Here is a 24925-nt window from a genome sequence, read left to right as displayed (position 1 = left end):
CCTTGTTGCGAAGCCGACCGCTTAACGGTAACCTCCTGGGGTTGCCGCAAGTGCGGTGCATCCCAACCAGGCCGGACTCAACCTAAGCACACCATCACCAATTATGGGCTATCGAAATCTACGGGCCTGCGTTGACGATTTGCGTCGAGCAGGCCATTTGCTAGTGGTAGAAGATGTCGTCGACGCGCACCTGGAAGTCGCCGAGATTCAACGACGCGTCTACGCCAACGATGGTCCGGCGATACTGTTTGCCAACGTTAAAGACTGTCGCTTTCCGATGGTGGGCAATCTGTTTGGCTCGATCGAGCGGGCTTGCTTCATCTTCCGCGATACGCTGGAAACGGTGAAGCGGCTGATCGAACTGAAGATCGACCCGAACCAACTGTTCAAATCGCCGCTACGTTACGCCTACGCTCCATTGGGGGCGATTTCGATGTTGCCGAAAAAGGTGCGTAGCGGGCCCATCTTTCAAAACGAGATCCCATTAACCGACTTGCCTGGGTTGGTCTCTTGGCCGGACGATGGCGGCCCGTACGTAACCCTTCCGCAGGTCTATACCGAAGACCAACGCGTCGGCGGACTGAACCATTCCAATTTGGGCATGTACCGCGTGCAGATCGCCGGCAACGACTACGATCCGGTCGAGGAAGTCGGCCTGCATTATCAAATTCATCGTGGCATCGGCGTACACCATGCTGCCGCGATCGCTAAGGGAGAGCCGCTGCGGGTCAATATCTTCGTCGGGGGCAATCCGGCCATGACGCTCGCCGCCGTGATGCCGCTGCCGGAAGGTCTTTCGGAACTCGGTTTCGCCGGAGCACTCGCCGGGCATCGCATTCCCATGGCCATTACCCGCACGAAATTGCCGATCTACGCCGAAGCCGATTTCTGCATTAGCGGAACCATTCATGCCGGCGAAGAGAAGCTGGAAGGCCCCTTCGGCGATCACCTGGGTTACTACAGCTTGAAGCATCTCTTCCCCACGATGCGGGTCGACAAGGTTTATCACCGTGATGGAGCGATCTGGCCGTTCACCGTCGTCGGTCGGCCTCCGCAGGAAGATACCACCTTCGGTCAACTAATCCACGAGATCACCGGGCCGGTCATTCCCACCGTGCTGCCTGGCATCAAGGAAGTTCACGCAGTCGATGCTTCCGGAGTCCATCCGCTTCTGCTGGCGATCGGCAGCGAGCGTTACGTCCCCTACGAAGAACGCCGGCGTCCCAAAGAACTGATGACCCAGGCCTCGGCCATCTTAGGCCAAGGGCAGATGTCACTGGCGAAATACTTGTTCATCGCGGCCGAACAAGACGACCCCGATTTGAACCTGCACGAGATCTGCCCGTTCCTGCTGCACATGTTGCGGCGTGTCGATTGGCGACGCGACATCCACTTCCTGACCGAGACCACTATCGACACGCTCGACTATTCGAGTGGCCAGTTCAACCACGGCTCGAAGGCCATCATCGCCGCCGTCGGGCCACCCATCCGCGATCTGCAATCCGAAGTGCCAGGCGACTTGCAGTTGCCAGACGGCTTCCACAAACCGAAAGTCGCCATGCCCGGCGTGCTGGTCGTAAGTGGCTCCCAGTACGAAACGGCCCTTCAGGAAGCAGAGCCAGCAATCGAACGGTTCACCTCTTTCTATTCGTCGAGCGACCCTATCAACAAGTTCCCACTAGTGATCATCGCCGACGAAAGCGAGTTCACCGCCCAGACAATGAATAACTTGTTGTGGGTCACGTTTACCCGCAGCAACCCAGCCGCCGACGTCCACGGCATCGCCAGCAGCACCCGGCAAAAGCACTGGGGCTGCGAAGGCTCGCTGGTCATCGATGCCCGCCTAAAACCCTGGAACGCCCCGCCGCTGATTGAAGATCCTGCCGTGACGGCGAAGTTGGATGCGCTGGCCGCCAAGGGTGGACCGCTGGCTAAGTATTTGTAGCGTCCCAATACCTGGGACAACGGTACCAGGTCGAATCGATCGAAGCCCTAAGGTAATGTTGCTCTAATCCTTCAACGGATTGAACAAGATCTGCGTACCATCTTTTCCGGCAACAGCAATGTCGATATCGCCATCACCGTCGATGTCCGCCGTGCGGATTTGCAGGCCGATACCGACGTCCCCACGGTTGATGATGTGGCTGGTGAACTTGCCGCTGCTGTCCCAGGTGTAGTAGTTCAGCACTGGTGGTTCCTTCCCGCCGGGGTCGTTGCCGTTGTGGGCTCTCACGCGTTTGCCGGTGATCAGATCATCTTTGCCGTCGCCATCCAGGTCGGCCAGGTGCAGGGCGTGGGCTTGGCTGAAGGTGTCGTCGATTATCTGTTTGTCGAAGTTTAGCTTGCCTTCTTTATCGGTGCCGGTGGCGAGCCAGGCCCAGAGGCCGAAGCCGTGCGCTTTGCTGGCGAGGATATCGTTCTTGCCGTCGCCGTTGACATCTAGAACTAGCATGGGGCAAGGGAGGTGTTCGTTCCAATCGGCGTGGAAGGTCCACTCGCTCGACCAGGGGCCACCTTCAGGGCCTTCGTACCAGCCTTGGCCGACAAGGATATCGGTGCGGCCATCGTTGTTGATGTCACCCACGCCGATGCCGTGACCGTTTCGCCCACCGATTTTGAAGGAGGTCAGCTGCGGTTCGCCCTTGTCGTTCTTGGTGAACCGGCAAGCAATCAGAGGGTTCTTCGGATTCCATTGATTGGTGATCCATTCCTCGACACCGTCCCCATCCAGGTCGACCATGATGGTCGCTTCATTGGTGGTCAGCTTGGTGTCGATCAGGTTGTGCTCTTTCCAAAGGTAGCCTTGCAGGTTGGCAGGCGAGCCAGGGTTTTCGTACCAGTTGACTTTCCCCTGAAAGAAGTCGCCAGCAACGACGTCGATCTTGCCGTCGCCGTTGACATCTCGGGCAAAATCGCCGTTGGAGTGAACGTACCCGTTGGCATCTTCAAACAAGCGAACCGGTCGGGGTAGCCAGTCGCCATTGCGGTACCAATTGCGGCCTGCGATCACATCGAGCTTGCCGTCGCCATCGAAGTCGGCGATGTCGCAGCCTTCGTTGGCATCGAAGCCAAGTACCTTCACAGTGAAGTTTTCAGGGGCTTCGGCTAAGGCCAGGCAGGGCAGGGCCAGCAGCAAAAAAAGACTGAAAAGGCTACGCATGAGTGGTTTTCCTGAGGAGGGGGTGTCGAGGGAGATCAGCCGCCGCGATTCGCTGAAGGAAGTGAATTTCACGCTTCCACCAACGAGTATGGATTCCCGGCAAGCAACGATCAAGCTCACTTATCGCTTTGCGGCAGAGGGGCACCAATTTCCGTGCTGAGTGACTTGCTGGCCATGAAATCAATACCAGCTATATGTCCCAAGCACGTTCTTGCCTCTTCAGTCTACAATAGATAGTCCGACGAAACGATTGTATCCCGTAAATGCCTGAAAGACGCCGATGCGTTGGCCCCTCATCTATCAAGTGACACTGCCGCTGACGCTGTGGACGTTGGTCACCGTTTTCGCGCTCTCGTTTTTAAATCTCTGGTACGCCCAGGTAGAAACGGGAGAAGAGATCGAGGCACGTCTAGCCGCGATCAACGAGCAATTGACCGAAGTTCGATTCCCCCTGTCGCAGCCGGTGCTCGAACAAATTGAAGGGCTCACCGGCACCGAACTCGCCGTGACCGACAACCGTGGCAAGTTGATCCGGACTACCACCGAGATTACCACCGATGAACTCTCTTCGCTGCTGCAAGACGATAACCTAGGCGTTGTCGATCTGGCCGAAGTCATCAACCTGGCAGGCGTCAGCTACTTTCACAGCACAACGACGTCCCGCTTTTCCGGCAGTGGCGACGTGACCGTTCATCTGCTGTTTCCTAAGGCCAACTACGACCGACGAGTGGCCCAATCGTTCTGGCCGCTGATGCTGCTGGGGCTGGTGGCTGTCGGTCCTATGCTGTTGGTGGCTACGGTGCTGGCGGTCAGAATTACTCGTCCGATTGCTCGGCTGCAGAAACAGGTCGGAACGATTGCCGAAGGAGACTTCATCGAGCTTCCGCCTGGCAAGACGAACGACGAACTGCGGGATCTATCGCTGGCGATCAACCAGATGTCGCAGCAACTTCAACGCTATGAAACCAAGGTCCGCACGATGGAACGTGCCCAGGTATTAGGGCAGATCGGGGCTGGCTTCTCGCATCAGATCCGCAACGCGATGACGGGTGGTCAAATGGCCTTGGGACTACATCGACTCGATTGCAGTATCCCCGATTGCGAGAGCCTGCAAGTGGCTCAGCGTCAGATGGCCATGGTCGAGCACATGGTGCAATCGATGCTTCGGCTAGGCAGGAAGCAGGGCCTCGATCGTCGCACGATCAGTATTTCGCAGTTGATTGACGCCACCGTGATGATGGTTGAACCGCAAGCCCATCATCATGGTGTGACGATTCATCAGCAAATCGATTTCCCTTCACAGGCGACGATGCATGCCGACATGGTGCTGTTGCAAACGTGTCTGATGAATTTGCTGCTTAATGGGATGGAAGCGGTTATCGGGGCACATGCTTCTCACGTATCGGAAAACAAACAGGCCGCCGAATCGGGGGGCCTGGCGATCGAGGCCACTCCGCACGATGGGGAACAATCGATTACAATTCGAGTATGCGACGAGGGAATGGGACCGCCAGCAGAGATCGCGGATCAATTGTTCGAGCCGTTGGTGACGACCAAGCCGGAAGGAACCGGGCTCGGGCTACCAGTGGTCCGCGAGATTGTCGAGCTACACGGGGGAACGATCGAGTGGTACCGAGTCGAAGGGAAAACCTGCTTTCAAATCACGTTACCTCGCCGAGTTAAATAAACCCAATGGCAAGCATCCACGTCATCGACGACGAATCCAGCGTCTGCTGGGCGATCGAAAAGCTAGGCACCAAGCTGGGACACGAAGTCCGAGTCGCCTCGACGGCTGAGCAGGGCCTCGATCTGTTAGAAGATAATCGGCCTGACCTGATGTTTCTCGATGTCCGCCTGCCAGGCATGTCAGGCCTCGAAGCATTGCCCAAGGTAAAGGAGATTTCACCTGGCACACCGGTCGTGTTGATCACGGCCTTTGGTGACTTGGAGATCGCTGTCGAAGCGGTCCGACAGGGAACGTTCGATTACCTGGTCAAGCCGTTTTCGGTGGAAGACATTCAGACGGTTATCAACCGTGCCCTACTTCAGCCTGCCGCTGACGAACAAGTGCGGCCAGAGCGTGTCTCGGCCGATCTCGTCGGTACCTCTTCGGCGATGCAGGAAGTCTTCAAACGCATTGCCCTCGCGGCCAGCAGCGCGGCACCCATCGTGATACAAGGGGAAAGCGGTACCGGTAAGGAACTGGTCGCCCAGGCCATTCATCGCTACGGTCCGCGGCATGATCAACCGTTTGTGGCCGTCAATATCGCCTCGCTCGCGCCGTCGTTGATCGAAAGCGAACTGTTCGGCCACGTTCGCGGAGCGTTCACTCACGCGATTCAAGACAAGCCAGGCTTCCTGCAACAAGCCAACGGCGGCACGTTGTTTCTGGACGAAGTCGCCGAGGTCCCTTTGCCGACCCAGGCAAAACTACTGCGCGCACTCGAGCAGCGCGAAGTCGTCCCGGTAGGCGGATCCGCAGGCGAGAAAACCGATTTCCGCATCGTCTGCGCGTCGCATCAGGACCTATCCGAGTGCGTCCGCGAGGGAACGTTTCGGCACGATCTGCTGTTCCGGCTGAACACCTTTCAAATCATCCTGCCACCGCTGCGCGATCGTTGCGAGGACATTCCGCCGTTGGTACATCACTTCATGCATCTACTAGAAAAGGAGTACCATCGCCCCCTGCGTATCTCTGCAGCAGCGCTGGAAGAACTGAAGAAACGGCCGTGGTACGGCAACGTGCGAGAGCTGCGAAACGCGATCGAGCATGCTCAGATTCTGGCTCGCAGCGGCGTGATCGAAGCCGAGCATCTTCCCGTGCCGGTGGATCGAGCATGGTTTACCGGGGCGTCCGGCGAGACGTCGACTGTCGGTCGACTCGAGGCCAATATCCGAGATTGGACCAAGGCTCAGCTTTCCCAAGAGGAATCGGAAAATTTGTGGGCTCGATTTCAATCGTTAGCGGAAAAAGAGATGCTTGCCGTATTGCTCGAGCAATGTGACGGACAATATCTGGCTATTTCCCGAATTTTAGGTATTCACCGCACCACGGTAAAAAAGAAGTGTGAACAGTATGGACTCCTTTCGCCTGACCAAAAAGATGATTAGGCTGGAGTTAACTGTTTTTACGAAAACGCGCACGTGTTGTTGCTCACGCGTAATCCAGGCGTGAAGTCGCTACGGCGTTGGCTTTAACTTCTTGATAACTTCGCCATGAAATCTTTCCAAATATTGGTCGTCGCCGCAGTCGTCATGACCGCAGCTGCCGCATCTCAGTCGATTGCTTGGGCTGAAGAAGCGCTTTGCACTTGTCGCTATTGCGAGTCGACCGTAGTCCGGCTCGGGTTTGGAGTCGACCTGGGAGGGGACGGCCCGCACTACGCCCCAATTCGTAAGGTCGACGTGCAACATATCAAGCTCGACATCACGCCCGACTTCCAAGCGCGAACCGTCGGCGGCACAACTACCATTCGCTTCGTGCCGCTACGCAAGCCGATCGATGTACTTAAGCTAGATGCGGTCGACCTGTCGATCACCAGCGTCGAAGCATCGACGCCGGTTTCGGAGTTCGATAGTACCAACAGTGACCTGACGATTGCGTTCGCCGAGCCAATTCCCGTCGGGCAAGAGAGCTGGGTCAAGATCGAACATCATTGCCAGCCGCAAGGTGGTTTCTACTTTCGCACCGCCGAGATGGGTTACCCCGAAGAAGATACCCACTGCTGGACCCAGGGCGAATCCCACTATGCCCGGCAATGGTTCCCTTGTTTCGATTATCCCAACGAGAAGTCAACAACCGAAGTCATTTGCCACGTGCCGAGCGATATGACCGTGATCTCCAACGGGCGAAACCTGGGAGAAAGCATCGACCCGCGCACGAACCTGAAGTCGGTCCATTGGCTGCAAGACAAGCCGCACGTGAACTACCTGATCTGCGTTGTCGCTGGCTACTTCGACAAGTTGGAAGACACCGCCGGCAAGATTCCCCTCGGCTTTTATAGCCAGCCAACGCTCTCACAGCATGCGGCCGCGTCGTTTCAGGACACGGCGTCGATCATGGACTTCTATCAGAAGGAGATCGGTGTTGCTTACCCGTGGCATAAGTACGATCAGGCCACCATTCGCGACTTCATTGCCGGTGGGATGGAAAATACCACCATCACCACGTTGACGCATAACACCATCTTCACCCCGGCCACCGAAAACATCCGCTCGTCGCGAGGCCTCGATGCCCACGAGCTAGCGCATCAATGGTTTGGCGATTACGTCACGTGCGAAGACTGGAGTCATTTGTGGCTCAACGAAGGCTTTGCAACCTATTACACGCATCTCTACGAAGGCGAAAAATTCGGTCGAGATGCAACGCTGTATGGTCTTTACCGCGACGCGACCAACCGCGTTCTGCGAAACGGGGCCAATGACAAACGCCCCATCGTATGGAAGAAGTACAGCAACGCAGGCGACCAGTTCGACTACCGCGCCTACCCCAAAGGAAGCTGGGTGCTGCATATGCTTCGCAGCCAATTGGGCGAAGACATGTTTCGCGACGCGATTCAAAGCTATTTGAAAGAACATGCCCTCACGACCGTCACCACGCCCGAGTTGCAAGCGGCCATCGAAGAAACCAGCGGACGGACGTTCGATCGGTTCTTCGATCAGTGGGTTTATCATGCCCGCCATCCCGATCTGAAGATTCGCTATCGCTACGATCCGAAGCTTTCGCTGGCCCATATCACGTTCGAGCAAACCCACAAGGTGGACGACGACGTGATGCTGTTCAACTTTCCCGCGACCTTCGCATTCCTCTGTGACGGCGAGCTGGTCCTCCACACCGAGGACATCACCCAGGCCAAACACGAGTTCTACGTCTCGCTGCCCAGCAAGCCCGAGATGGTACAGTTCGATCCCGAGTACACGCTGCTGGCCAAGGTCGATTTCGATAAGCCGGAAGCCCTATGGGTCAGCGAACTGGCCAGTGCCGAGCGAGCCACCGGCCGTATCCTGGCAATCGAAGCACTCGCCAAAAAGAAGTCCGACAAAGCGATCGATGCCATTCAAGCGGCCTTAGAGACTGATCCGTTCTATGGCGTTCGCGTCGAAGCTGCCGAAGCCCTAGGCAAAATCAACTCGGATAAGTCACGAGCCGCATTGCGAAAAACGGCCACGCCGAACGATGCCCGCGTTCGTCTGGCACTCGTCAAAGCGACCGTTGGAGACTATCAACCGGAAGAGGTCGTTGCTTTGCTTGAAGGAGCCCAGGCCGAAAAGAACCCGGCCATCGTCGCTGCCTGGATCGAAGGCCTGGCCAAGTATTCCGACGAGCCCATCACGCAGTACTTGCGAGCGTCGTTGGAAAAGGAATCGTTCCGCAACGAAATTGCCGAAGCGGCCATCGAAGCGATGCGCAAGAGTGGTTCTTCGCAGTATGTCCCTGACTTGTCGCATCAGGTCAAGTTGGCTTCCGACCGCTACACGACCCGCGGCCTGACCAAGCTGCTCAAAACGCTCGCCACGTTGAGTGATGAAAAGGAAGAGAAGCAGCAGTCGTTGCAGCAGATCGCCCCGCACTTAAACGATGCCCGCGTCGCCGTCCAAAAAGGAGCGATCGAAGCCCTCGGCCAACTCGGCCTGGAACAGGCCCGGCCAATCCTGCAAGCCTACGCCGACGCCTCGCACAACAAAGACCTCGCGAAAGCGGCCGAAAGTGCCCTGGCCGCATTAACCAAAGACAGCACACCCCAACCAACCGAACTGATCGAGCTCCGCAAACAAATGCAAGACCTCGAAAAATCGAACGACACGCTAAAGAAGAAGCTCGACGAATTGGGGAAGAAGCTCGAGGCGACGGAGGAATAGGAAGAGGACGTCTGACACGGGTTCAACTCAGGGTGGTCCAGGTTTCTCTAACTGGATCGGCGGAGCCGACAAGCGGCTCATGGATCAACGGTGACGAACCTGGCGGGAATGCTTCCGATTCTCGCCTTGCCAGGTGAATCCCGTTACCGAGAATTCAGCTAGCAGCCCAACACCTGCAACTGATGTTTTCGCTCTACCATCGCGAAGCTATATTTTCTCAAACACGTCTCAGGCCAAACGAATCGCCAGCGGAGCTTTCCCGTGCTTGAAAAAACGCTTCCCTTGCTCGTGCTCTGCTTGCTTCCGACCATAGTCGTTAGCCAGCCTCCTTCTATCACGCCTCAGGGGGCCGCTCCTTCAAGGCCGTTTGGCCCAACTGCTGAATCGGAGGAAAAGCAGCGTCAATCTGTCGAGCAGCTGCAACAGCTTGTCGAGTCGCCAGAGTCATTGACCAAGGAGATTCAACGTCTCCGTAAGCTCACCGGTAAGCATGAGCAGGTGGTTGTCTCCGTCAAGGTTTGCGAGTTGTCGCTCACCAAAGCCCAGAATGTAGTTTTCAACGTCGGCGATATCGACGCGAAATCACTTCGCCCGAACGGATTTGGAGCGACACTATCGGCCGGAGATCTCGATGCCCCGGCTCAGGCTTTCGATATAAAACAGAGTGACAACTTAAGGGAATCCGTTTGCATAAGAGTGATCGAAAACGACGCAACACTCAAGAAGGTCGTCGCTGAATTGGAAAAATCTGGCGCGCTGAAGGTTCTGACAGAATCAACTTTAGTAACGGTCAGCGGAAGGCCAGCCTCTTTGCATATAGGAGGCGAATTTCCAACTCCAGTTGCTCAGCGCAGCGGAGATTCGGCCATTGAATTCAAAGCATTCGGCACACAACTTTACCTCGCTCCCGAAGTTCTCAGTCAGAAAAGAATCCGGCTTGAGGTGCGACCCACCATTAGTGAAATCGATCCCAGCCATAGCGTCAAAATGGGTGACGTGACGGTGCCGGGCTTGCGAGTCCGGGGAGTCTCCACGAGTGTTGAAATGGGTGATGGCCAGACGTTCGTACTAGCCGGGCTCGTACAGCGACGCCCCATTCTGAAAGCACGTGAGAAGTTAGATCTGCCAAGCGAAGCACCAGAACCAAGCTCAAGCCAACAGTCCGACGACAATAACGATGATCCCTGCCAAAACGAAACGGAAGAGACCGAACTAATCGTTATGTTTCGCCCAGAAATTGTTGAAGCACTTTAAGTTAAAATTTCCAGCGTGCTAAAAGTGGAGCTGATCGGGATTGAACCGACGACCTCTGTATTGCGAACAAGTATTGAGATCGCAAGAGGGAGGATTTGTAGTGTCGTAAGTTATTTAGGGAAAACGGTTTAGGTTTGTTGAAATGTGATACGATTTGGGTCTCCATTCGTGATACGATTTAGACGAAATCAGGAGCAAAAAACGTCCATTTTGGGGCGCGGTTAGAGGCTCGTCGACAGTGAGGATTTAGAAACCAGAAGCTGTCGCATATGAGGCGACCACGGCGTCACTGAAGCTACGCTGCTAGTGGTGGCGTCTTCGGTAACCGAGACGACTGGATCACCGAGGCAATCGAGCGAACGTTCCTGAAACACCTCGACCAAGGTCTTGACATTCGCATTGCCTCCTACCGTCAATCCGATCCTGCCGTCGCCGAACTGGTCAGCCGTCTGAGCGGCAGCCAAGAAACGAATCACCCATCATGAAAGCAGCTACGATCAGCCAGTTGAAGAAGGAACTGGTCAAGTTGGATCACGATGATTTGCTGGACGTTTGTCTTCGGCTCGCCAAGTTCAAGGTCGAGAGTAAAGAACTGCTGACCTATCTGCTGATGAAGGCGGACGACGAGATCGGATATGCCGACGAATTATGCGACGAGATCGACCAACTGCTCAGTGTCCCCGGACAGATACACAAAAAAACTCTTCGCAAGGTGGTCCGCTGGATGGAAAAGTCGCTGCGGTTCTCGGGCGACAAAGGAACGGAGCTGCGGGTTCGGGTTCACTTCTGCCGACGCATCAAAGATATGAATATTCGATTTGGCAGCTGTCGAGTCTCCGCGAACATGTATGCCACCCAACTGAAGAAAATCGACAAGGCGCTCGACAAAGTTCATCCGGACCTGCAGTTCGACTTCAACCGCCAGATGTCCGGGCTTTAGTCCTGACCTGCCCGATCTCAATCGCTATCGATCTAACTCTTCCTTTCATCAACGTCCTTGTGGTGTTTGCGATGCCGCTCGTCGTAACTGATCGAATCCAAATATAGCCGCTCCACCTTGGCACGAGCCCAGTCTGTCTTGCGAAGGAATTTTAGACTGCTGTTGATGCTCGGCTCGTGGCGAAACGAATCAATCGGAATACGTTTACCCAATCGCTCCCAACCGTACTCGGCGACCAAGTATTCGAGCATCGCTTTGAGCGTGATGCCGTGCAGCGGATTGTTGGGCTGGGATTGATTCATGGTTATTGTGAAACTAATTATTCGTTCTAGTAATTTGGCAATGACCGGCTCGGCTATTTCCGACCGTACTGACAGAGCAATTCAGCACCTTGCAGCACCGTTTCACTCGCTTGCTTTTCCATCCGAATGTGCACACAGATTTTATCGGTTTCCAGTTTGCCAACCAGTGCTTGGCTGAGACTGGCAGAACAAGGTTATGAGTGAGCGTTCGGCTAGTTGAGAATCGGGCACATCGTGCCTGTTTAGAAGGCCGTTTCGCCGATGCCTTGGCTGTTGCGGAAGGCTTTGATGTGTTTTTGTTCACCGGATGTTTGGGACAGCTTGTCCCAGCTTTGGGCTGCTTCCTGCCAGATGGTTTCGATGTTTGCGGGATCGGCGGCCATTGTTTTTCGCATTGCCTCGCGGATGACGTCTTCGTAGGCTTCGCGGTTGGGGATACGCAGGGCCGATAGGTGCCTGGGGGATTGCAGCTGCGTAAGACTAACCTGGGCGTATTGCCGCAGCGCGGTGCCTGGCAAGTTGATCGGCATCCAAGCTTCGGCCTTGGGTAAAGACGAGACTCGGCAGAACGTGGTTCGCTCGGAAGCCGGGGAAATCAGCGAAATCAGTTCCGGGCCGGTTAACAGAACGAGCAAGTTTGCTGCGTTGATGGTCTGCCCTGATGCGGCCGAGATCGAGCCGACCATGCCAGAGCTTGAAAGCAGCGGGACACTCTCAGGCTGATTGTCGAGGCGGGGGATCCACTGATTTTCAGGCGTTTGATAGGCCTGTCGCGAGCCAGGCAGGGTCACGAATTGGATGTCCTCAGGCACCGTTTCCGGCACGATGGTGTGCTTGTTAATCCAGCCAATCGCCATCACCGATTTGCCAGCGAGGAAGGCCTCGGCGGACGCTTTGGGGTCTAACGAATTAAATGCATTGGGTATTGTGTCGGCGACGCTGGCCAACTGCTGGGCTGCCTTGGTGAAGCCAGGCGTGTCGATGCGGGCCTTGCCGGTGGCAAAGTCGAAATAGGTGGAAAGGTTTTCACCATGTTTTACATAGGCCGCACTACGGGCCAGCCAAAGGTTGGGCAAGTAAGCTGCGTCGAGTGGTTCTAGCGTGGCCGCAGCGAGCGTATGGCCCTCTTTCAGGAGGTCGCTTTGGTCGATCGTTTCAACGGCGGTGGCGTACTCGTCCCAGGTTTGGGGAACGTCCAAGTTGAACTGCTTGAGCAGGTCGGTGCGAACCATCAGCATCAGCACGGGGCTTCCCAGCGGCAAAGCGTATGGCTTCGACCCCCAACGCGTTTCAGTTTGCAGGATGCCCAGGGCCACGTCGTCGAGGTTCAGTTGCTCGTTGCCGAGTGTGGCTGTCGGAAGGGGGACGATCCAGTCCCGCTCGATCAATTCGCCCATCATTGCCGGGGGATAGATGAGCACGTCCTTCGTGAATCGCTTCTCGTTGAGCAGCACTTCACGCGTGACGACATTGACGGTGATCTTCTCTTCGGTGCGGGCCGCTAGTTCGCGACGGACCGCTTTGGCCAGGCCTTCGTCCCCAACGATGGTGACCGAAAGAGGCGGAGTTTCGATCTTGGGAAGCTGCTTTTTCTGGGAACCATTGCATCCCCAAAACAGGCCAAAAACGAGAAGCAATAACAGGGAGATACGGAATGTCATGAGTTCTACTTGCGACAATCAAAGAGTCTCGGCATGTTTGCGAAACCGCATGGTAGTCGGATTACCAACAGGCGACAATCGCTCTGTCGGCGGAACCACGCCGCCTAAGCGAAGTTATGTGAAGTTGCGAACCGATTGAACCTGAGGTTCGTATAATGCCACTCGCCGTTAACCTTCGGGAAATTGCCGACAAAATTCGTATAGAGCCATGCACGTGGCGGTGGCTGCGTTATAGCTATACGGCATTCCATATACGGGGATTTCAACCGTCGCGTCGAGCAGCACGAGGATATCGTCGGTGATGCCTTGGCGTTCATTGCCGATCACCAAGACGGTTTTTCGCTGAAACGGAAAGTGATGAATGTCTTGTGAATTCGTGGTTTGCTCGAGACCAACGAGCATGTAACCATCCTTTTTAAGGTCACGCAGCACCGGTGCCAGGCTGCGATGGCGTGAGACAGGCAGGTTCTCGGCACCATCACGGGCAATTTTTGGATCGATTTTAACGTTGCCGCAAACGATCACTTTGCTGATCGCACAACAGGAGGCGGCCCGCACGATTCGCGAGATGTTCACGTTGCTTCGCATTGGGCAGCAAGCCACGATCAACTCGCGCGGCTGATCGAGGGCCGTGGGGGGCTTATGACGTAGGTGTTCGAAATCAGAATCCATGGCAATTGCGATCAAAACGGCGGCCCTGGTTGCTAGGGCCCCAGCGACTGGGATACAAACGGGGATGGGAAATCCCCAGGAATATCGTAATGCTTGAACTTCAGAAAATGGAAGCGGGTCAAACTATGAATAGGCGTTGGTTAATACTGGGATTGCTGTTGGCTGTATGGGGGTGTGGTAAAGGAGCGTCTCAACCGGAAATGGCTCCGCCGGTCGAAACGGTTGATGTCACGCCGGAAAAGCCCACCGAAGTCACAACGAAGGTCATGGACTACCAAGGCATTCAAATGTTGGTCGAGTCGTACCGCGGGAAAGTGGTGGTTGTCGACTACTGGTCGACCGATTGCCCACCATGCATCAAGGAACTGCCAGGGCTGGTCGAAATGCACAACGCGTTTCCGGCTGACGATTTGAAATGCATTACGGTGAGCCTGGATTACATCGGGCTGGCTGACGAAGGCCCTGAAACGTACCAGGACAAGGTCATGCCTATTTTGAAGCATGTCGGCGCGACGTTCGACAATATCATTGCCGCGGATGACTCCGAAACGATGCTGAAGAAGCTCAAACTGGCCGCGCCACCGGCCGTATTGGTCTACGACCGCGACGGGAAACTGGCCAAACGCTTCGATAACGAAGAAGCGGCTAGCGAAGCGGATGGTTTCACTTACGAAAAAGACATCAAGCCGTTGGTAGCCGAACTCGTTAAAGCGAAGCCCTAAAGCGGGCCAAGCTGCAATACCGGGTTCACACGGCTGGACGAGCCAGCCGTGGCACCCGACGAATTATTGATGGCCCTGTTAAATGCTATCGGCGAAGGCCTGGAGGTCTTTCTCGAACGCGTCGAGCCGCTCTTGCATTTCCTCTTGGGCGGCATCGAGCAGCGAAAGTTGCTCGGCGGCGACGTAGGTGAACATGTAAAACTTCACCTTAGGCTCGGTCCCAGAAGGACGGACGGCGACGTAATTGTCCTCTTCCAGATCCAAGATCACCATGTTGCCGGTGGGGCCGTTCAAGTGGGTGACCTCACCGTCTGGCGTGGTGATGGTGTCGTTCAGGTAGTCGCGCACTCGCAGTAGTTTCAGGCCGCCGACCGTTTGGGGTGGCTCTTGGCGAAATTTGCCCATCAGCTTCTGCATGTTGGCCATGCCTTCGCTGCCAGGCATCTTTTGATTAAGCAGGCGTTCGGCATGGTAACCGTGCTGCCACCATAGCGATTCCAGCTTTTCGTGCAGCGATTTGCCTTCCTGCTTGCAGTTGGCGGCAAGTTCGGCAAGCAGCATCGAGGCGACTGCGGCGTCTTTATCGCGTGCGTACTGACCGACGAGGTAACCGTGCGATTCTTCGCAGCCAAAGAGGAACTTGTCGGGGCCCTCGGCGTCCATCGTTCCGCCAATCCACTTGAAGCCCACTTGCAGGTTACCACAGGTTCGTACCCCGTAACTATCCGCAATTCGACGGGCCATCTCGGTTGTGACGAGCGTCTTGACGATGTAATGCTCTGGCGTCAGACCGCCTCCCTTTTTTCGTTCGGAAAGGACGTGATCGCAGAGCAACGCGGCAATTTGATTTCCGGTGAATGTGCCCCACTCGCCTTGGGTGTCCATTGTCTTCGGAGCGGCACACCCCAGGCGGTCGCAATCGGGGTCGGTCGCCAAAATTAGTTCGGTACCGTCCTGCTTCGCCTGATCGATGATCGCATCGAACACGGCCGGGTTTTCCGGATTGGAAACATGCTCCGGGACATTCGGGAAATCGCCGTTGGGTTCTTCATGGGGGCCGAAGATCGAAACATCGGTGAAGTTATCGGCTTTGAGCGCCGGCATTACGGCCGAAGCCCCCACGCCGTGCAGCGGTGAGTACAGAATTTTGACATCGCGTGGGCCATCGAACTTCTGTTGAGCGACGTTGCTAATGAATGCTTCGTCGGTCTCTTGGGTACAGATGACGACTTTGCCGTCGTTGACCTCCGCATCGAATTCTACGCCTAACGGTATTTCCTGCACGTTCATGACGTTTTCGATGATCTTTTTGTCGTGCGGAGGCATCACCTGACCGCCGGTCGACCAGTAAACCTTCACGGCGTTGTCACTGGGCGGGTTGTGGCTGGCAGTGACCATGATGCCGCACGAGCACTTTTTGTAACGCACCAGGAAAGAAAGCTCTGGAGTGCTGCGGTAGTCGTCTAAAAAGTAGACGGTGAATCCGTTGGAAACCATAATCCTGGCACACAACTCGGCAAACTCACGCGAGCGATGCCGGGTGTCGTAGGCGATCGCGCACGAATGGTCGCCTGAGACGTTGCTTTTCACATATTCGGCCAGACCCTGGGCACTTTCACCGATGGTGCGTTCGTTGATCGCATTCGAGCCGATTGGATACATCTTGCCGCGACGGCCACCGGTGCCGAAGGGGATGATTGTCCAGAAAGCATCGTCCAGTTCTTTCCACTTGCCCGACGAAATATGATCGGCTACCTGACCGGCGTACCGTGCGTATCGGTCTTCGGTCAGCCAAATTTCGATATTGTCGGCAGCGCTGGCTGTGATCTTTGCGTCAGCCGTCGCTTGTTTGACTTGTTCGAGAAGTGCTTTGGTGTCGATGTCGCTGCCGTTCATGTTCGTCCCTTTGTTAGATCTACAGTTATCACCCGATTTTAAGGTAACCCCTCCTTGATCTTCAATTGGGGCGACCGCTAGGGCGTGAATTCTTCACTTTCATGTGGCTACGATCAAAACGGTCACGCCAAGAGTGCCCATTATGTTTTATAGTAGGGGGGCCCACGCAATTGCCCCTGCAACCCATCCCTTTGCCAAGCTGACCTAGCATGATGCAAGAACCGATTATCAGCGTTTCCGGATTACGCGGAATTTTAGGATTGAGCCTCTCTCCCGAGATCATCAGCCGCTATATTTCTGCGTTTGTCGAGCAACTTCCCGAAGGTAATGTCCTCCTTTCTCGCGATGGTCGCCCAAGTGGTGGAGCGATGGGGGATATCATCAAGGGGACCATCAATCTGCTAGGCCGCGACGTGATCGACGTCGGCATTGCCGCGACCCCCACCGTGGGCATCCTGGTCCGTGAGAACCGTTGTACTGGTGGGATTCAAATATCTGCCAGTCATAATCCGCCGGAATACAACGGCTTGAAGCTGATGGGGGCCGACGGGCGAGTTATCTCTGCGGAAAAAGGTGCTCATGTCAAAGCCGCGTACAAAGGCCAGCCGGTGACGTGGGCGCCCTGGGACGAAATCGGCATCACCAGTTCCTGCCCAGACACCACGACGCCCCACATCGAAAAGGTTCTCAATACGATCTCTGCCGAGCCTATCCAGAAGAAGAAGTTCAAGGTACTTCTCGACTGCAATGGAGGCTCCGGCAGTATTGTCGGCGTTAAGTTGTTGAAGCAGCTCGGCTGTGAAGTGGAAGTCATTGGTGGCGATCCTAACGGTGTTTTCTTGCACCCGGCCGAACCGACCGAAGCGAACCTGAAGTCGATTTCCGATTTGGTCTCGCAGGGGAAGTACGATGTCGCTTTCTGCCAAGATCCCGACGCCGATCGCCTGGCCGTGATTGACGAAAAGGGACGCTATATTGGCGAGGAATATACGCTCGCGTTGTGTCTGCAAAACGTCTTGGCACATCGCAAGGGGGCTGTGGTTATCAACGGGGCTACGAGCCGCATGAACGAAGACGTGGCGGCTTCCTTCAAATGCAAGCTCTTCCGCTCTGCGGTCGGCGAGGCGAACGTCACGCAGGAAATGATGGTACGCGACGCGGTCTTCGGTGGCGAAGGAAACGGCGGCCCAATCGATCCCCAGGTTGGCTACATCCGCGATAGCTTCGTCGGAATGGCTAACATCTTGGAACTGATGGCCAAGAAGAAAAAGCCAATCAGCAAACTGGCTGACGCCTTGCCGCGTTACGAAATTGTCAAACATAAGGTCGAAATGGATCCTCAGGAATTGCCAGGGGGATTCGATCGTTTGAAGCATCAATACACCGATGCTCAACTCGACGAAGGGGATGGCCTGCGTTTTATGTGGAAAGACCGTTGGCTGATCGCCCGGGCAAGCAATACCGAGCCTATCATTCGCGTGATCGCCGAATCGAAATCGCACGCTCAAAGCGAAGACATGTGCGAAGCGGCAACCCGAACACTGCGTGGGATTTAGTCACCCTGATTGAGCACCGACACGATATTCTCGTCTTCTAGGGCGTAGGGTGCCGAGTAGCGAAGCGAATCGCACCATACACAACGTTGTCGTGTGAACATATGCTTTTCCTCTCCCCCCGCGTCCCCGCACCCGGGGAGAGGGGGCAGGATAGAGAGCCCTATGTTTTGCGTGGAGATGGCACCTCTGATCAGGAGTGATCTGACGTGTGGGCTTTCAATTTAGAGAGATAGTGATTCAGTAAGACAATCCGCGCGAGAGATTCTTTTGGCGAGGCCCCGAATACGCAGTGAAAGGCGCTTGTCGTCCGGACTGGGGTCAATCCTTAGAAGGGCTCGTCAAGACGACGCGAAATCCGATTTTGTCTTTCTTTTCATTGGCCGGGTAACCGAACCGGAACATCGATCGGGCGTGCGTGTTGCTATCGTGCCAACTCCCTCCGCGAATCACATGCGTGGCGCCACTTTCGGGACCCGTCGGGTTGTCTACGGAAGACTTGGCATAGTAGTCGGCGGCGTGGAAGTCGTGACACCATTCCCAAACATTGCCGTGCATATCGTAGAGACCCCACGGATTGGGTTTCTGTCTTCCAACGCGGTGGGCGTACTGTTGGTTCACGAGGTTCGCGTTTTCCGCAAACCAACCGAAATCGACCAGCTCGTCGCTATTGTCACCGAACGAATACAATGTGTTGGTCTCAGCGCGACAGGCATATTCCCACTCGGCCTCAGTCGGCAGTCGATAGGTTCGTCCCTCCTTCTCACTCAACCGACGACAGAACTCGACGGCGTCCTCCCAGCTGATATAACTGGCCGGAAACTGCGGACCTTCCTTTACCCTAAGCTGCTCGTGCCAGGGCCGGGTTGCCATGACGGCTTCCCACTGCTGCTGCGTGACCTCGGTCATTGAGATGGAAAAGGATGCCAGATGAACCTTATGGGGCGGCACCTCAGTGCGAATCGCTCGATCCACGCCAGCGTAAATCAAGGTGTGATCCAGCACGTACTTATAGGACTGCTCGCGCCCCATTTGAAACTCGCCAGCAGGAATCGACTGAAACGTCATCTCAATACTGTTGATGAACTTTTCGGTATCCTGAGCACTTGCCACCGCAACCATAAAACAGCAAACCAGAAACGCAAACATGAGCCGAATAGGCATGGTAATGGATTTCATAAAGGTTTAACGGGAATTCCATGCGTTGTTGCTTTTTATTGTCTCAATAACGTGTCCATTCTTTCAAGAGTTTTCCGTAGTATTCTTACGTGTTGCGCAAGAATAACCAGCTAATAGGTCGCTCTCTTGTCGCCAGGGTCGCAGCGTTTTATTCGCTGTTTTTATTTTGTCTCGCGGCAGTTGTAAATGTGTAACTAAGCTCAAAATGACGATGTATTCTCATATTTTAACGGCCACGTTCGCAGTCCTATGCGTATTGCCTGTTCTTGGTTGTAGTCCTGGCAACAAGTCAGGCGAGGTTGAAGTGAGCGGCACCGCCACCATCGACGGCGAACCGATTCCTGCCGGTTCGATCTCGTTCGTGGCGACCGACAAGTCGGCTCCGACCGGCGGTGGCGTGATCAAGGATGGCCAGTTCACTGGATTCACGATGCCTGGAACGAAGAAAGTGCTGGTCGTTGGTAGCAAAGTGGTCGGCAAAGAAAAACTGTACGACACGCCAGACAGCCCGACACGAGACAAACTGGAGAGTATCGTGCCGCCCAAATACCAATCGATTCAAACGACGCCGCTGGAAGTCACCATCGAAGGTGCGCAACAAGATTTGCTGATTGAGGTAAGCCGAAAGTAAGACGTGTTGCGCCTTCTTTTTAGGCAGACCTTCTTCAGGAAGAGACGGTCCAAGCAATCAATGCTGAAGGGCTGAGGTACAGCGGCGGCCAAAGATTTCCGCCGCAGGAACACTGGCCACATCGATCTCTGCCGAAACTATGACGGCGATTCTGATCGTCTGATGTGGCTGAATGGCATTAAGATAAATGGCTTAGCGTGGTCCAATTTTATCGATCCCCATATACGGCCGTAGCACTTCTGGCACATCGATAGTGCCGTCGGCTTGTTGGTAGTTCTCCAGCACGGCGATCAAGCCGCGGCTGAGCGCGATGGCGGTTCCGTTGAGGGTGTGGGCGAAGTGAGTTCCCTTTTCGCCTTTGACCTTATAACGGATGTTCAAGCGGCGGGCCTGGTAGTCGGTGCAGTTCGACGTGCTGGTCACTTCGCCCCATTCGCCTGAATCGCCGCGGCCTGGCATCCAGGCTTCGAGATCGAACTTGCGGTAGGCGGGCCCGCCTAAGTCGCCGGTAGCCGTATCGACCACGCGGTAAGGGATCTTCAAGCCGTCGAAGATCTGACATTCCAGATCGCGGAACTTGTTGAGCGTGGCCTCGCTGTCCTCGGGCAAGGTGAACGCGAACATCTCGACCTTGGTGAACTGATGCACGCGGTAAAGTCCCCGCGATGCGCGACCGGCGGCACCGGCTTCGGTGCGGTAGCAGTGGCTGATCCCGCAGAACAGTTGCGGCATGGTCTCGGCTTCAAGCGTTTTGCCGGCGTACATGCCGCCGAGGGTGATTTCGGCGGTGGCGACCAGGTTCAGGTCGGTGTTTTCAATGCTATAGATCTGCGTTTCGGGACCACGTGGAATGAAGCCGACGCCGTGCAGGATCTCGGTGCGGGCCATATCCGGGGTGATGGTCGGGACGAAGCCTTCCTTCATGAGGACGCTCAGCACGTATTGCTGCAGGGCCAGCTCCAGTAGTACAGCTTCGTTCTTCAGGTAATAGAACCCGGCGCCGGCTACCTGGGCGCCTGCTTCGAAGTCGATTAGGTCGAGCTTTTCGCCAAGTTCGACATGATCGAGAACTGGGAAGTCAAACGTGCGGCACTCGGTGGCACCCCGTTGAATCTCGAGGTTGCTCTTGTCGTCTTCGCCGATCGGTGCGGCAGGGTGCGAGAGATTGGGGATGACGCGGAGGATCTCGACGATCTGCTCTTCGAACTTGTCGACTTCGCTCGAGGCGTCGTCCTTCAACTGACGAAGTCGCTTGCCTTCGGCGATGATATTGGGACGCTCGTCGGGCGAGGCCTTGCCGACGAGCTTGTTGTTCTCGTTGGCCTGACGGTTGAACTCTTCGGCTTCTTGGAGCTTAGCCTTGCGAGCCGTTTCGAGCGAGACGATCTGATCGACGTCCGCTTGAACACCACGGTTCTCGCAGTTCTTTTTGACGAGTTCGACGTTTTCGACAACAAACTTCCGGTCGAGCATGGGTTGTGGTCTTTGGGGTTAGCGTATCGGTGTGCGTTGTATTTTTCCGGGTCCCTCGCCCCTGGGAGGAGAGGCTTAGGGGGCGAGCCGGGTACCTGCTGCCCAACCCTCACCATAGCCCTCTCCCTTGGTAAGGGAGAGGGGACATAAGTTTTTTACTTTTCAATCTTGGCCAGTTCGGCCCACAACTGGGCGCTGGCGGCGATGCCGCGTTGGAAATCGGCCAAGTTGAATTTTTCGTTCGGGCTGTGGGTGTTATCGTCATCGAGTCCCCAGCCCAACAGCAGAACATCAGAGTCGAGTTGCTGGGCAAAGTTGGCGACGATCGGAATCGATCCCCCTTCGCGAATCAGAACCGGAGCGTTGCCGAAGCCTTGTTCGATGGCGGCACTCGCGGCTTTGACGTAGGGACTATCGGTTGCCACGACGAAGCCTGGCGAGCCGTGATGTTCTTTGAACTCCATCTTGATTCCCGAAGGACATACCTTCTCGAGATGCTCGCGGAGTGCTTTGCCGATCTTGTGGGGGCATTGGTCTGGAACCAGGCGGCAGCTGAACTTGGCAGACGCTTCGCTCGGCAAAACGGTCTTCGCCCCTTCGCCTTGGTAACCGCTGGTCAGACCGTTGATATCCAACGTCGGTCGAGCCCAGCGACGTTCGAGGGTCGTGTAACCTTCTTCACCATGGACAGCGTCGACGCCCAATTGTTCTTTGAATTTTTCTTCGTTGAAGGGAAGTTCGGCGAAATTTTCTCGTTCGTCACCGGTAATCGGTTTGACGTCGTCGTAGAAACCAGGGATATGAATCCAGCCGTGCTCGTCGATTAGCGTGCTGAGCATTCCGCAGAGGGCGTTGGCCGGGTTCCGTACACTGCCGCCGAACGACCCGCTGTGCAGGTCACGGTTCGGACCGATCAGCTTCAGTTCAAAATAGGCGATTCCCTTCAGCCCATAAGTGATCGCTGGCTGTCCGGGGGCAAATTGGCTGCTGTCGCTGATAACGACTACGTCGTTGGCTAGCAGCTCTTTGTTTTGCTCGATAAAAGGGCCCAGATTGGCACTGCCGATTTCCTCTTCCCCCTCGATCAGAAACTTGACCTGAATCGGCAATTCGCCCATCGACTTCATCCAGGCTGTCGCCCCGAATACATGAGTCAGCATCTGGCCTTTGTCGTCGGTCGCACCGCGGGCCACAAGATTGCCGTCGCGCTCGGTGGGCTCGAACGGTGGGGTGACCCATAGGTCGAGTGGTTCTGGCGGTTGGACGTCATAGTGTCCATAAACGAGGGCTACGGGCTTGCCAGGCACCGGTGGGCTTTCGGCGTAGACGATCGGATGCCCCTCGGTAGGGATGATTTTCGTCTCTAGGTTCAAATTTCGAAAGCGATCGGCGACCCAGTCGGCGGCAGTCTTAACATCTTCTTTATGCCGACTGTCGGTGCTCACACTGGGAATTCGGAGCAACTCTTTGAGCAACTCGACGAAGTGACCGCGATTCTCATCTATAAAAGTTTTCTGATCCGGCATGTCTTATCCAATTGGACTTGGGCGCTGCATGGTTTAGCTTTTGAAACGCCAAAATTACCTTCCGACCCGCAAAGCCGTACAATATAATACGACTCGCAGTAAATGGACATTCCACCCATGCCGCAGGCGGCCATTTCGAGGGATACGCTGGCGGATAAACTCCTGTCGAATTTCGAGAAGATATCAGTGGGCGACTCAAACACGTCTGTAGCGGATCCTTGGGAAGCGACGACGGTTACGACCAAGACGAAACCCAAGAAGAAGCAAAAACCAAAACGCCAGCCTCGTTACCATGTCATGCTGTGGAACGATGACGACCACACGTACGAGTATGTCATTTTGATGATGCACGAACTGTTCGGGCACCCGGTTGAAAAGGGTTTCCAGATTGCCAAGATGGTGGATGCCGACGGCAGAGCGATTTGCCTGACCACCACCAAAGAGCACGCCGAGCTGAAACGCGACCAGATTCATGCCTATGGCAAAGACGATCTGATCGCCCGTTGCCGCGGTTCGATGTCTTCCACGATCGAGCCAGAGTGCTAAAATATCGTGCTATCTCTCCCATTGATGGAGAGAGATTGGGTGTTGGGCCTTTCGCGTGCTGTGGTTCGCCGTTCACCCTAACCCTCTCCCCTGAGGGGCGAGGGGACAAGATTTTACGAAGCACTCTTTTAGTCCCCACCATCTGCTGATGAGCGATCTCAAGCTGAAGACCGTCACCCTGGGGTGTAAGGTCAATCAATACGAAACAGAACTCGTTCGCGAAGGGCTATCTCGCGGCGGTTATCGCGATGCGGTCGATGATGAATCTGCGGACGTATGCGTGGTGAATACGTGTACGGTGACTAACGAAGGGGACTCGAAGAGCCGTCAGACCATTCGCCGGCTGGCACGCGATAATCCAAATTCCCGGATTGTGGTCATGGGCTGCTATGCCACGCGGGCCCCAAGCGAGCTCAAGCAGCTTCCCAACGTGTCGGAAGTGGTCATTGACAAACGCGAGATCCCCGATTTGCTCGGCCGGATGGGGGTGATCGACATTCCCAATGGGATCTCCAAGTTCGGCGATCGTCATCGCGCCTATGTGAAAGTGCAAGACGGTTGCCTGCTTCGCTGCAGCTTCTGCATTATTCCCTACGTGCGTCCCGAGATGTACAGCCGGCCTTCCGGCGAGATCGTCGAGGAAGTGGCTCGCCTGGCTGGCAATGGGTTTCGTGAGATCGTACTTACCGGCATTCATTTGGGGCACTACGGTGTCGATCTGAATAAAGGGAAACCCAAGGCCGATTGGGTTCGCCTGGCGAAGCTTATGGAGAAGCTCTCGCAGATCGACGCGGACTTCCGCGTTCGTCTTTCGAGCATCGAAGCGACTGAGGTCACCAAAGAGTTGATCGCAGTCATGGCCAAGTACCCCGACAAAATTTGTCCTCATCTACACATCTCGATGCAAAGTGGCTCCGATTCGGTTCTGCGGCGGATGCGCCGTCGTTGGGGTAGCCAGCGTTTTATCGATCGCTGCAAGCTGCTGAAAGACTCAATCGATAAGCCGTCGATCTCGACCGATATCATCGTTGGTTTCCCTGGCGAGACCGAAGCTGAATTCCAAGAGACCTGCCAGGTTTCGGAAACGGTCGGCTTCTCGAAGATTCATATCTTCCCCTTTAGTCCCCGCAAGGGAACGCCGGCTGCCGAGATGCCGGACCAGATACCCGGCGACGTGAAATCAGACCGCAGGGCTCGTTTGGCAGCTGTCGAAGACAAGACCCGCGAAGCGTACTATCAGAGTCTTGTGGGTGACACGCTCGATGTCTTGATCGAAGCCGAGGATCGCGACGACGCGAGTGTCGCTTTAGGCACCTCTTGCCGTTATGCTCCGGTTTATGTGGATCGATCTCAGGTCGAAATTGGCGAGCGATATCAGGTAAAAATTGACCGGGCCCAATCGCAGCGTGTCATGGGAACGCTGGTTTAATCGATCCAACCCACATATCTCCCCAGCTTACCCTTTCTATGTCGCTGGGATGCTAGCAATGCCGATTCTTGCATGGTTGAGTTCTTTTTGAAAAGCGGCAACCAAATAGCCAAGCGGGCAGC

Annotated in this window: 21 protein-coding genes; 12 read left to right on the top strand and 9 right to left on the bottom strand. The window is 55.5% G+C overall.

Translation table 11 applies throughout. The annotated features are described in order from the left end of the window. The first annotated feature begins 103 nt into the window (after window positions 1–103). The gene (locus HOV93_RS13750; RefSeq protein ID WP_207397077.1) at window positions 104–1945 is read left to right on the top strand and encodes a UbiD family decarboxylase; all 1842 of its coding nucleotides are present in this window, start codon (window positions 104–106) and stop codon (window positions 1943–1945) included. 63 nt (window positions 1946–2008) lie between these two features. Here the strand turns inward: HOV93_RS13750 and HOV93_RS13745 are convergent, their stop codons facing one another. Beyond that, entirely contained in the window at window positions 2009–3160 is a 1152-nt protein-coding gene (locus tag HOV93_RS13745) for an FG-GAP repeat domain-containing protein (protein ID WP_207397076.1), read from the bottom strand. A 280-nt stretch (window positions 3161–3440) separates the two neighbouring features. On the opposite strand from HOV93_RS13745, the gene HOV93_RS13740 reads away from it, so the two are divergent. From HOV93_RS13740 to HOV93_RS26420, 4 genes are all read left to right on the top strand, one after another. Continuing rightward, complete coding sequence (locus HOV93_RS13740) at window positions 3441–4847, top strand: sensor histidine kinase (RefSeq protein ID WP_207397075.1); 1407 nt, start codon at window positions 3441–3443, stop codon at window positions 4845–4847. A 5-nt stretch (window positions 4848–4852) separates the two neighbouring features. Beyond that, the gene (locus tag HOV93_RS13735; protein ID WP_207397074.1) at window positions 4853–6271 is read left to right on the top strand and encodes a sigma-54-dependent transcriptional regulator; all 1419 of its coding nucleotides are present in this window, start codon (window positions 4853–4855) and stop codon (window positions 6269–6271) included. A gap of 105 nt (window positions 6272–6376) precedes the next feature. After that, window positions 6377–9019 carry a M1 family aminopeptidase gene (locus HOV93_RS13730; protein WP_207397073.1) on the top strand — a complete coding sequence of 881 codons (2643 nt, stop codon included), beginning with the start codon at window positions 6377–6379 and terminating at the stop codon, window positions 9017–9019. Between the two features lie 261 nt (window positions 9020–9280). Further along, the gene (locus tag HOV93_RS26420) at window positions 9281–10273 is read left to right on the top strand and encodes a hypothetical protein (protein ID WP_207397072.1); all 993 of its coding nucleotides are present in this window, start codon (window positions 9281–9283) and stop codon (window positions 10271–10273) included. Between the two features lie 221 nt (window positions 10274–10494). Here HOV93_RS26420 and HOV93_RS13720 read toward each other — a convergent pair whose 3' ends face one another. Further along, window positions 10495–10737 (bottom strand): hypothetical protein, encoded by a 243-nt coding sequence (locus tag HOV93_RS13720; RefSeq protein ID WP_207397071.1) that lies wholly within the window; start codon window positions 10735–10737, stop codon window positions 10495–10497. Between the two features lie 17 nt (window positions 10738–10754). Here HOV93_RS13720 and HOV93_RS13715 point away from each other — a divergent pair, with 17 nt between their 5' ends. Beyond that, entirely contained in the window at window positions 10755–11213 is a 459-nt protein-coding gene (locus HOV93_RS13715) for a hypothetical protein (RefSeq protein WP_207397070.1), read from the top strand. 32 nt (window positions 11214–11245) lie between these two features. Here HOV93_RS13715 and HOV93_RS13710 read toward each other — a convergent pair whose 3' ends face one another. Further along, complete coding sequence (locus HOV93_RS13710; RefSeq protein WP_207397069.1) at window positions 11246–11515, bottom strand: VF530 family protein; 270 nt, start codon at window positions 11513–11515, stop codon at window positions 11246–11248. A gap of 242 nt (window positions 11516–11757) precedes the next feature. After that, window positions 11758–13176, bottom strand: coding sequence for an ABC transporter substrate-binding protein (locus HOV93_RS13705; protein ID WP_207397068.1), 1419 nt, complete (start codon window positions 13174–13176; stop codon window positions 11758–11760). On the opposite strand from HOV93_RS13705, the gene HOV93_RS13700 reads away from it, so the two are divergent. Then, a complete protein-coding gene (locus tag HOV93_RS13700) occupies window positions 13175–13315 on the top strand; it encodes a hypothetical protein (protein WP_207397067.1) in 141 nt (46 codons plus the stop codon). The two genes, HOV93_RS13705 and HOV93_RS13700, sit on opposite strands and share 2 nt — an antisense overlap. A gap of 29 nt (window positions 13316–13344) precedes the next feature. On the opposite strand, the gene HOV93_RS13695 is transcribed toward HOV93_RS13700, so the two are convergent. Beyond that, window positions 13345–13848, bottom strand: coding sequence for a TrmH family RNA methyltransferase (locus HOV93_RS13695; protein WP_207397066.1), 504 nt, complete (start codon window positions 13846–13848; stop codon window positions 13345–13347). An 89-nt stretch (window positions 13849–13937) separates the two neighbouring features. On the opposite strand from HOV93_RS13695, the gene HOV93_RS13690 reads away from it, so the two are divergent. Beyond that, on the top strand, window positions 13938–14570 hold the full coding sequence (locus HOV93_RS13690) for a TlpA disulfide reductase family protein (protein ID WP_207397065.1): 633 nt from the start codon (window positions 13938–13940) through the stop codon (window positions 14568–14570). Window positions 14571–14648: 78 nt separating this feature from the next. On the opposite strand, the gene HOV93_RS13685 is transcribed toward HOV93_RS13690, so the two are convergent. Beyond that, window positions 14649–16466: a phospho-sugar mutase gene (locus HOV93_RS13685; protein ID WP_207397064.1), complete on the bottom strand. Its 1818-nt coding sequence runs from the start codon at window positions 16464–16466 to the stop codon at window positions 14649–14651. A 209-nt stretch (window positions 16467–16675) separates the two neighbouring features. On the opposite strand from HOV93_RS13685, the gene glmM reads away from it, so the two are divergent. Further along, the gene (gene glmM, locus HOV93_RS13680; protein WP_315853408.1) at window positions 16676–18022 is read left to right on the top strand and encodes a phosphoglucosamine mutase; all 1347 of its coding nucleotides are present in this window, start codon (window positions 16676–16678) and stop codon (window positions 18020–18022) included. 318 nt (window positions 18023–18340) lie between these two features. On the opposite strand, the gene HOV93_RS13675 is transcribed toward glmM, so the two are convergent. Then, window positions 18341–19183 carry a formylglycine-generating enzyme family protein gene (locus HOV93_RS13675; protein ID WP_207397063.1) on the bottom strand — a complete coding sequence of 281 codons (843 nt, stop codon included), beginning with the start codon at window positions 19181–19183 and terminating at the stop codon, window positions 18341–18343. A 226-nt stretch (window positions 19184–19409) separates the two neighbouring features. Between HOV93_RS13675 and HOV93_RS13670 the strand changes: the two genes are divergently transcribed. Beyond that, complete coding sequence (locus tag HOV93_RS13670; protein WP_207397062.1) at window positions 19410–19829, top strand: hypothetical protein; 420 nt, start codon at window positions 19410–19412, stop codon at window positions 19827–19829. Window positions 19830–20021: 192 nt separating this feature from the next. Here the strand turns inward: HOV93_RS13670 and serS are convergent, their stop codons facing one another. Both serS and HOV93_RS13660 read right to left on the bottom strand, forming a co-directional pair. After that, complete coding sequence (serS, locus tag HOV93_RS13665) at window positions 20022–21302, bottom strand: serine--tRNA ligase (protein WP_207397061.1); 1281 nt, start codon at window positions 21300–21302, stop codon at window positions 20022–20024. A 155-nt stretch (window positions 21303–21457) separates the two neighbouring features. Further along, the gene (locus HOV93_RS13660; RefSeq protein WP_207397060.1) at window positions 21458–22828 is read right to left on the bottom strand and encodes a dipeptidase; all 1371 of its coding nucleotides are present in this window, start codon (window positions 22826–22828) and stop codon (window positions 21458–21460) included. Window positions 22829–22930: 102 nt separating this feature from the next. On the opposite strand from HOV93_RS13660, the gene HOV93_RS13655 reads away from it, so the two are divergent. Both HOV93_RS13655 and mtaB read left to right on the top strand, forming a co-directional pair. Next, window positions 22931–23374: an ATP-dependent Clp protease adaptor ClpS gene (locus HOV93_RS13655; protein WP_235990318.1), complete on the top strand. Its 444-nt coding sequence runs from the start codon at window positions 22931–22933 to the stop codon at window positions 23372–23374. Window positions 23375–23522: 148 nt separating this feature from the next. After that, a complete protein-coding gene (gene mtaB, locus HOV93_RS13650; protein ID WP_207397059.1) occupies window positions 23523–24803 on the top strand; it encodes a tRNA (N(6)-L-threonylcarbamoyladenosine(37)-C(2))-methylthiotransferase MtaB in 1281 nt (426 codons plus the stop codon). Window positions 24804–24925 lie beyond the last annotated feature (122 nt).

The organism is Bremerella alba (assembly GCF_013618625.1).
In the GTDB taxonomy this organism is placed as follows: Bacteria; Planctomycetota; Planctomycetia; order Pirellulales; family Pirellulaceae; genus Bremerella; species Bremerella alba.
This window is presented reverse-complemented; position numbering and strand designations above follow the sequence as displayed.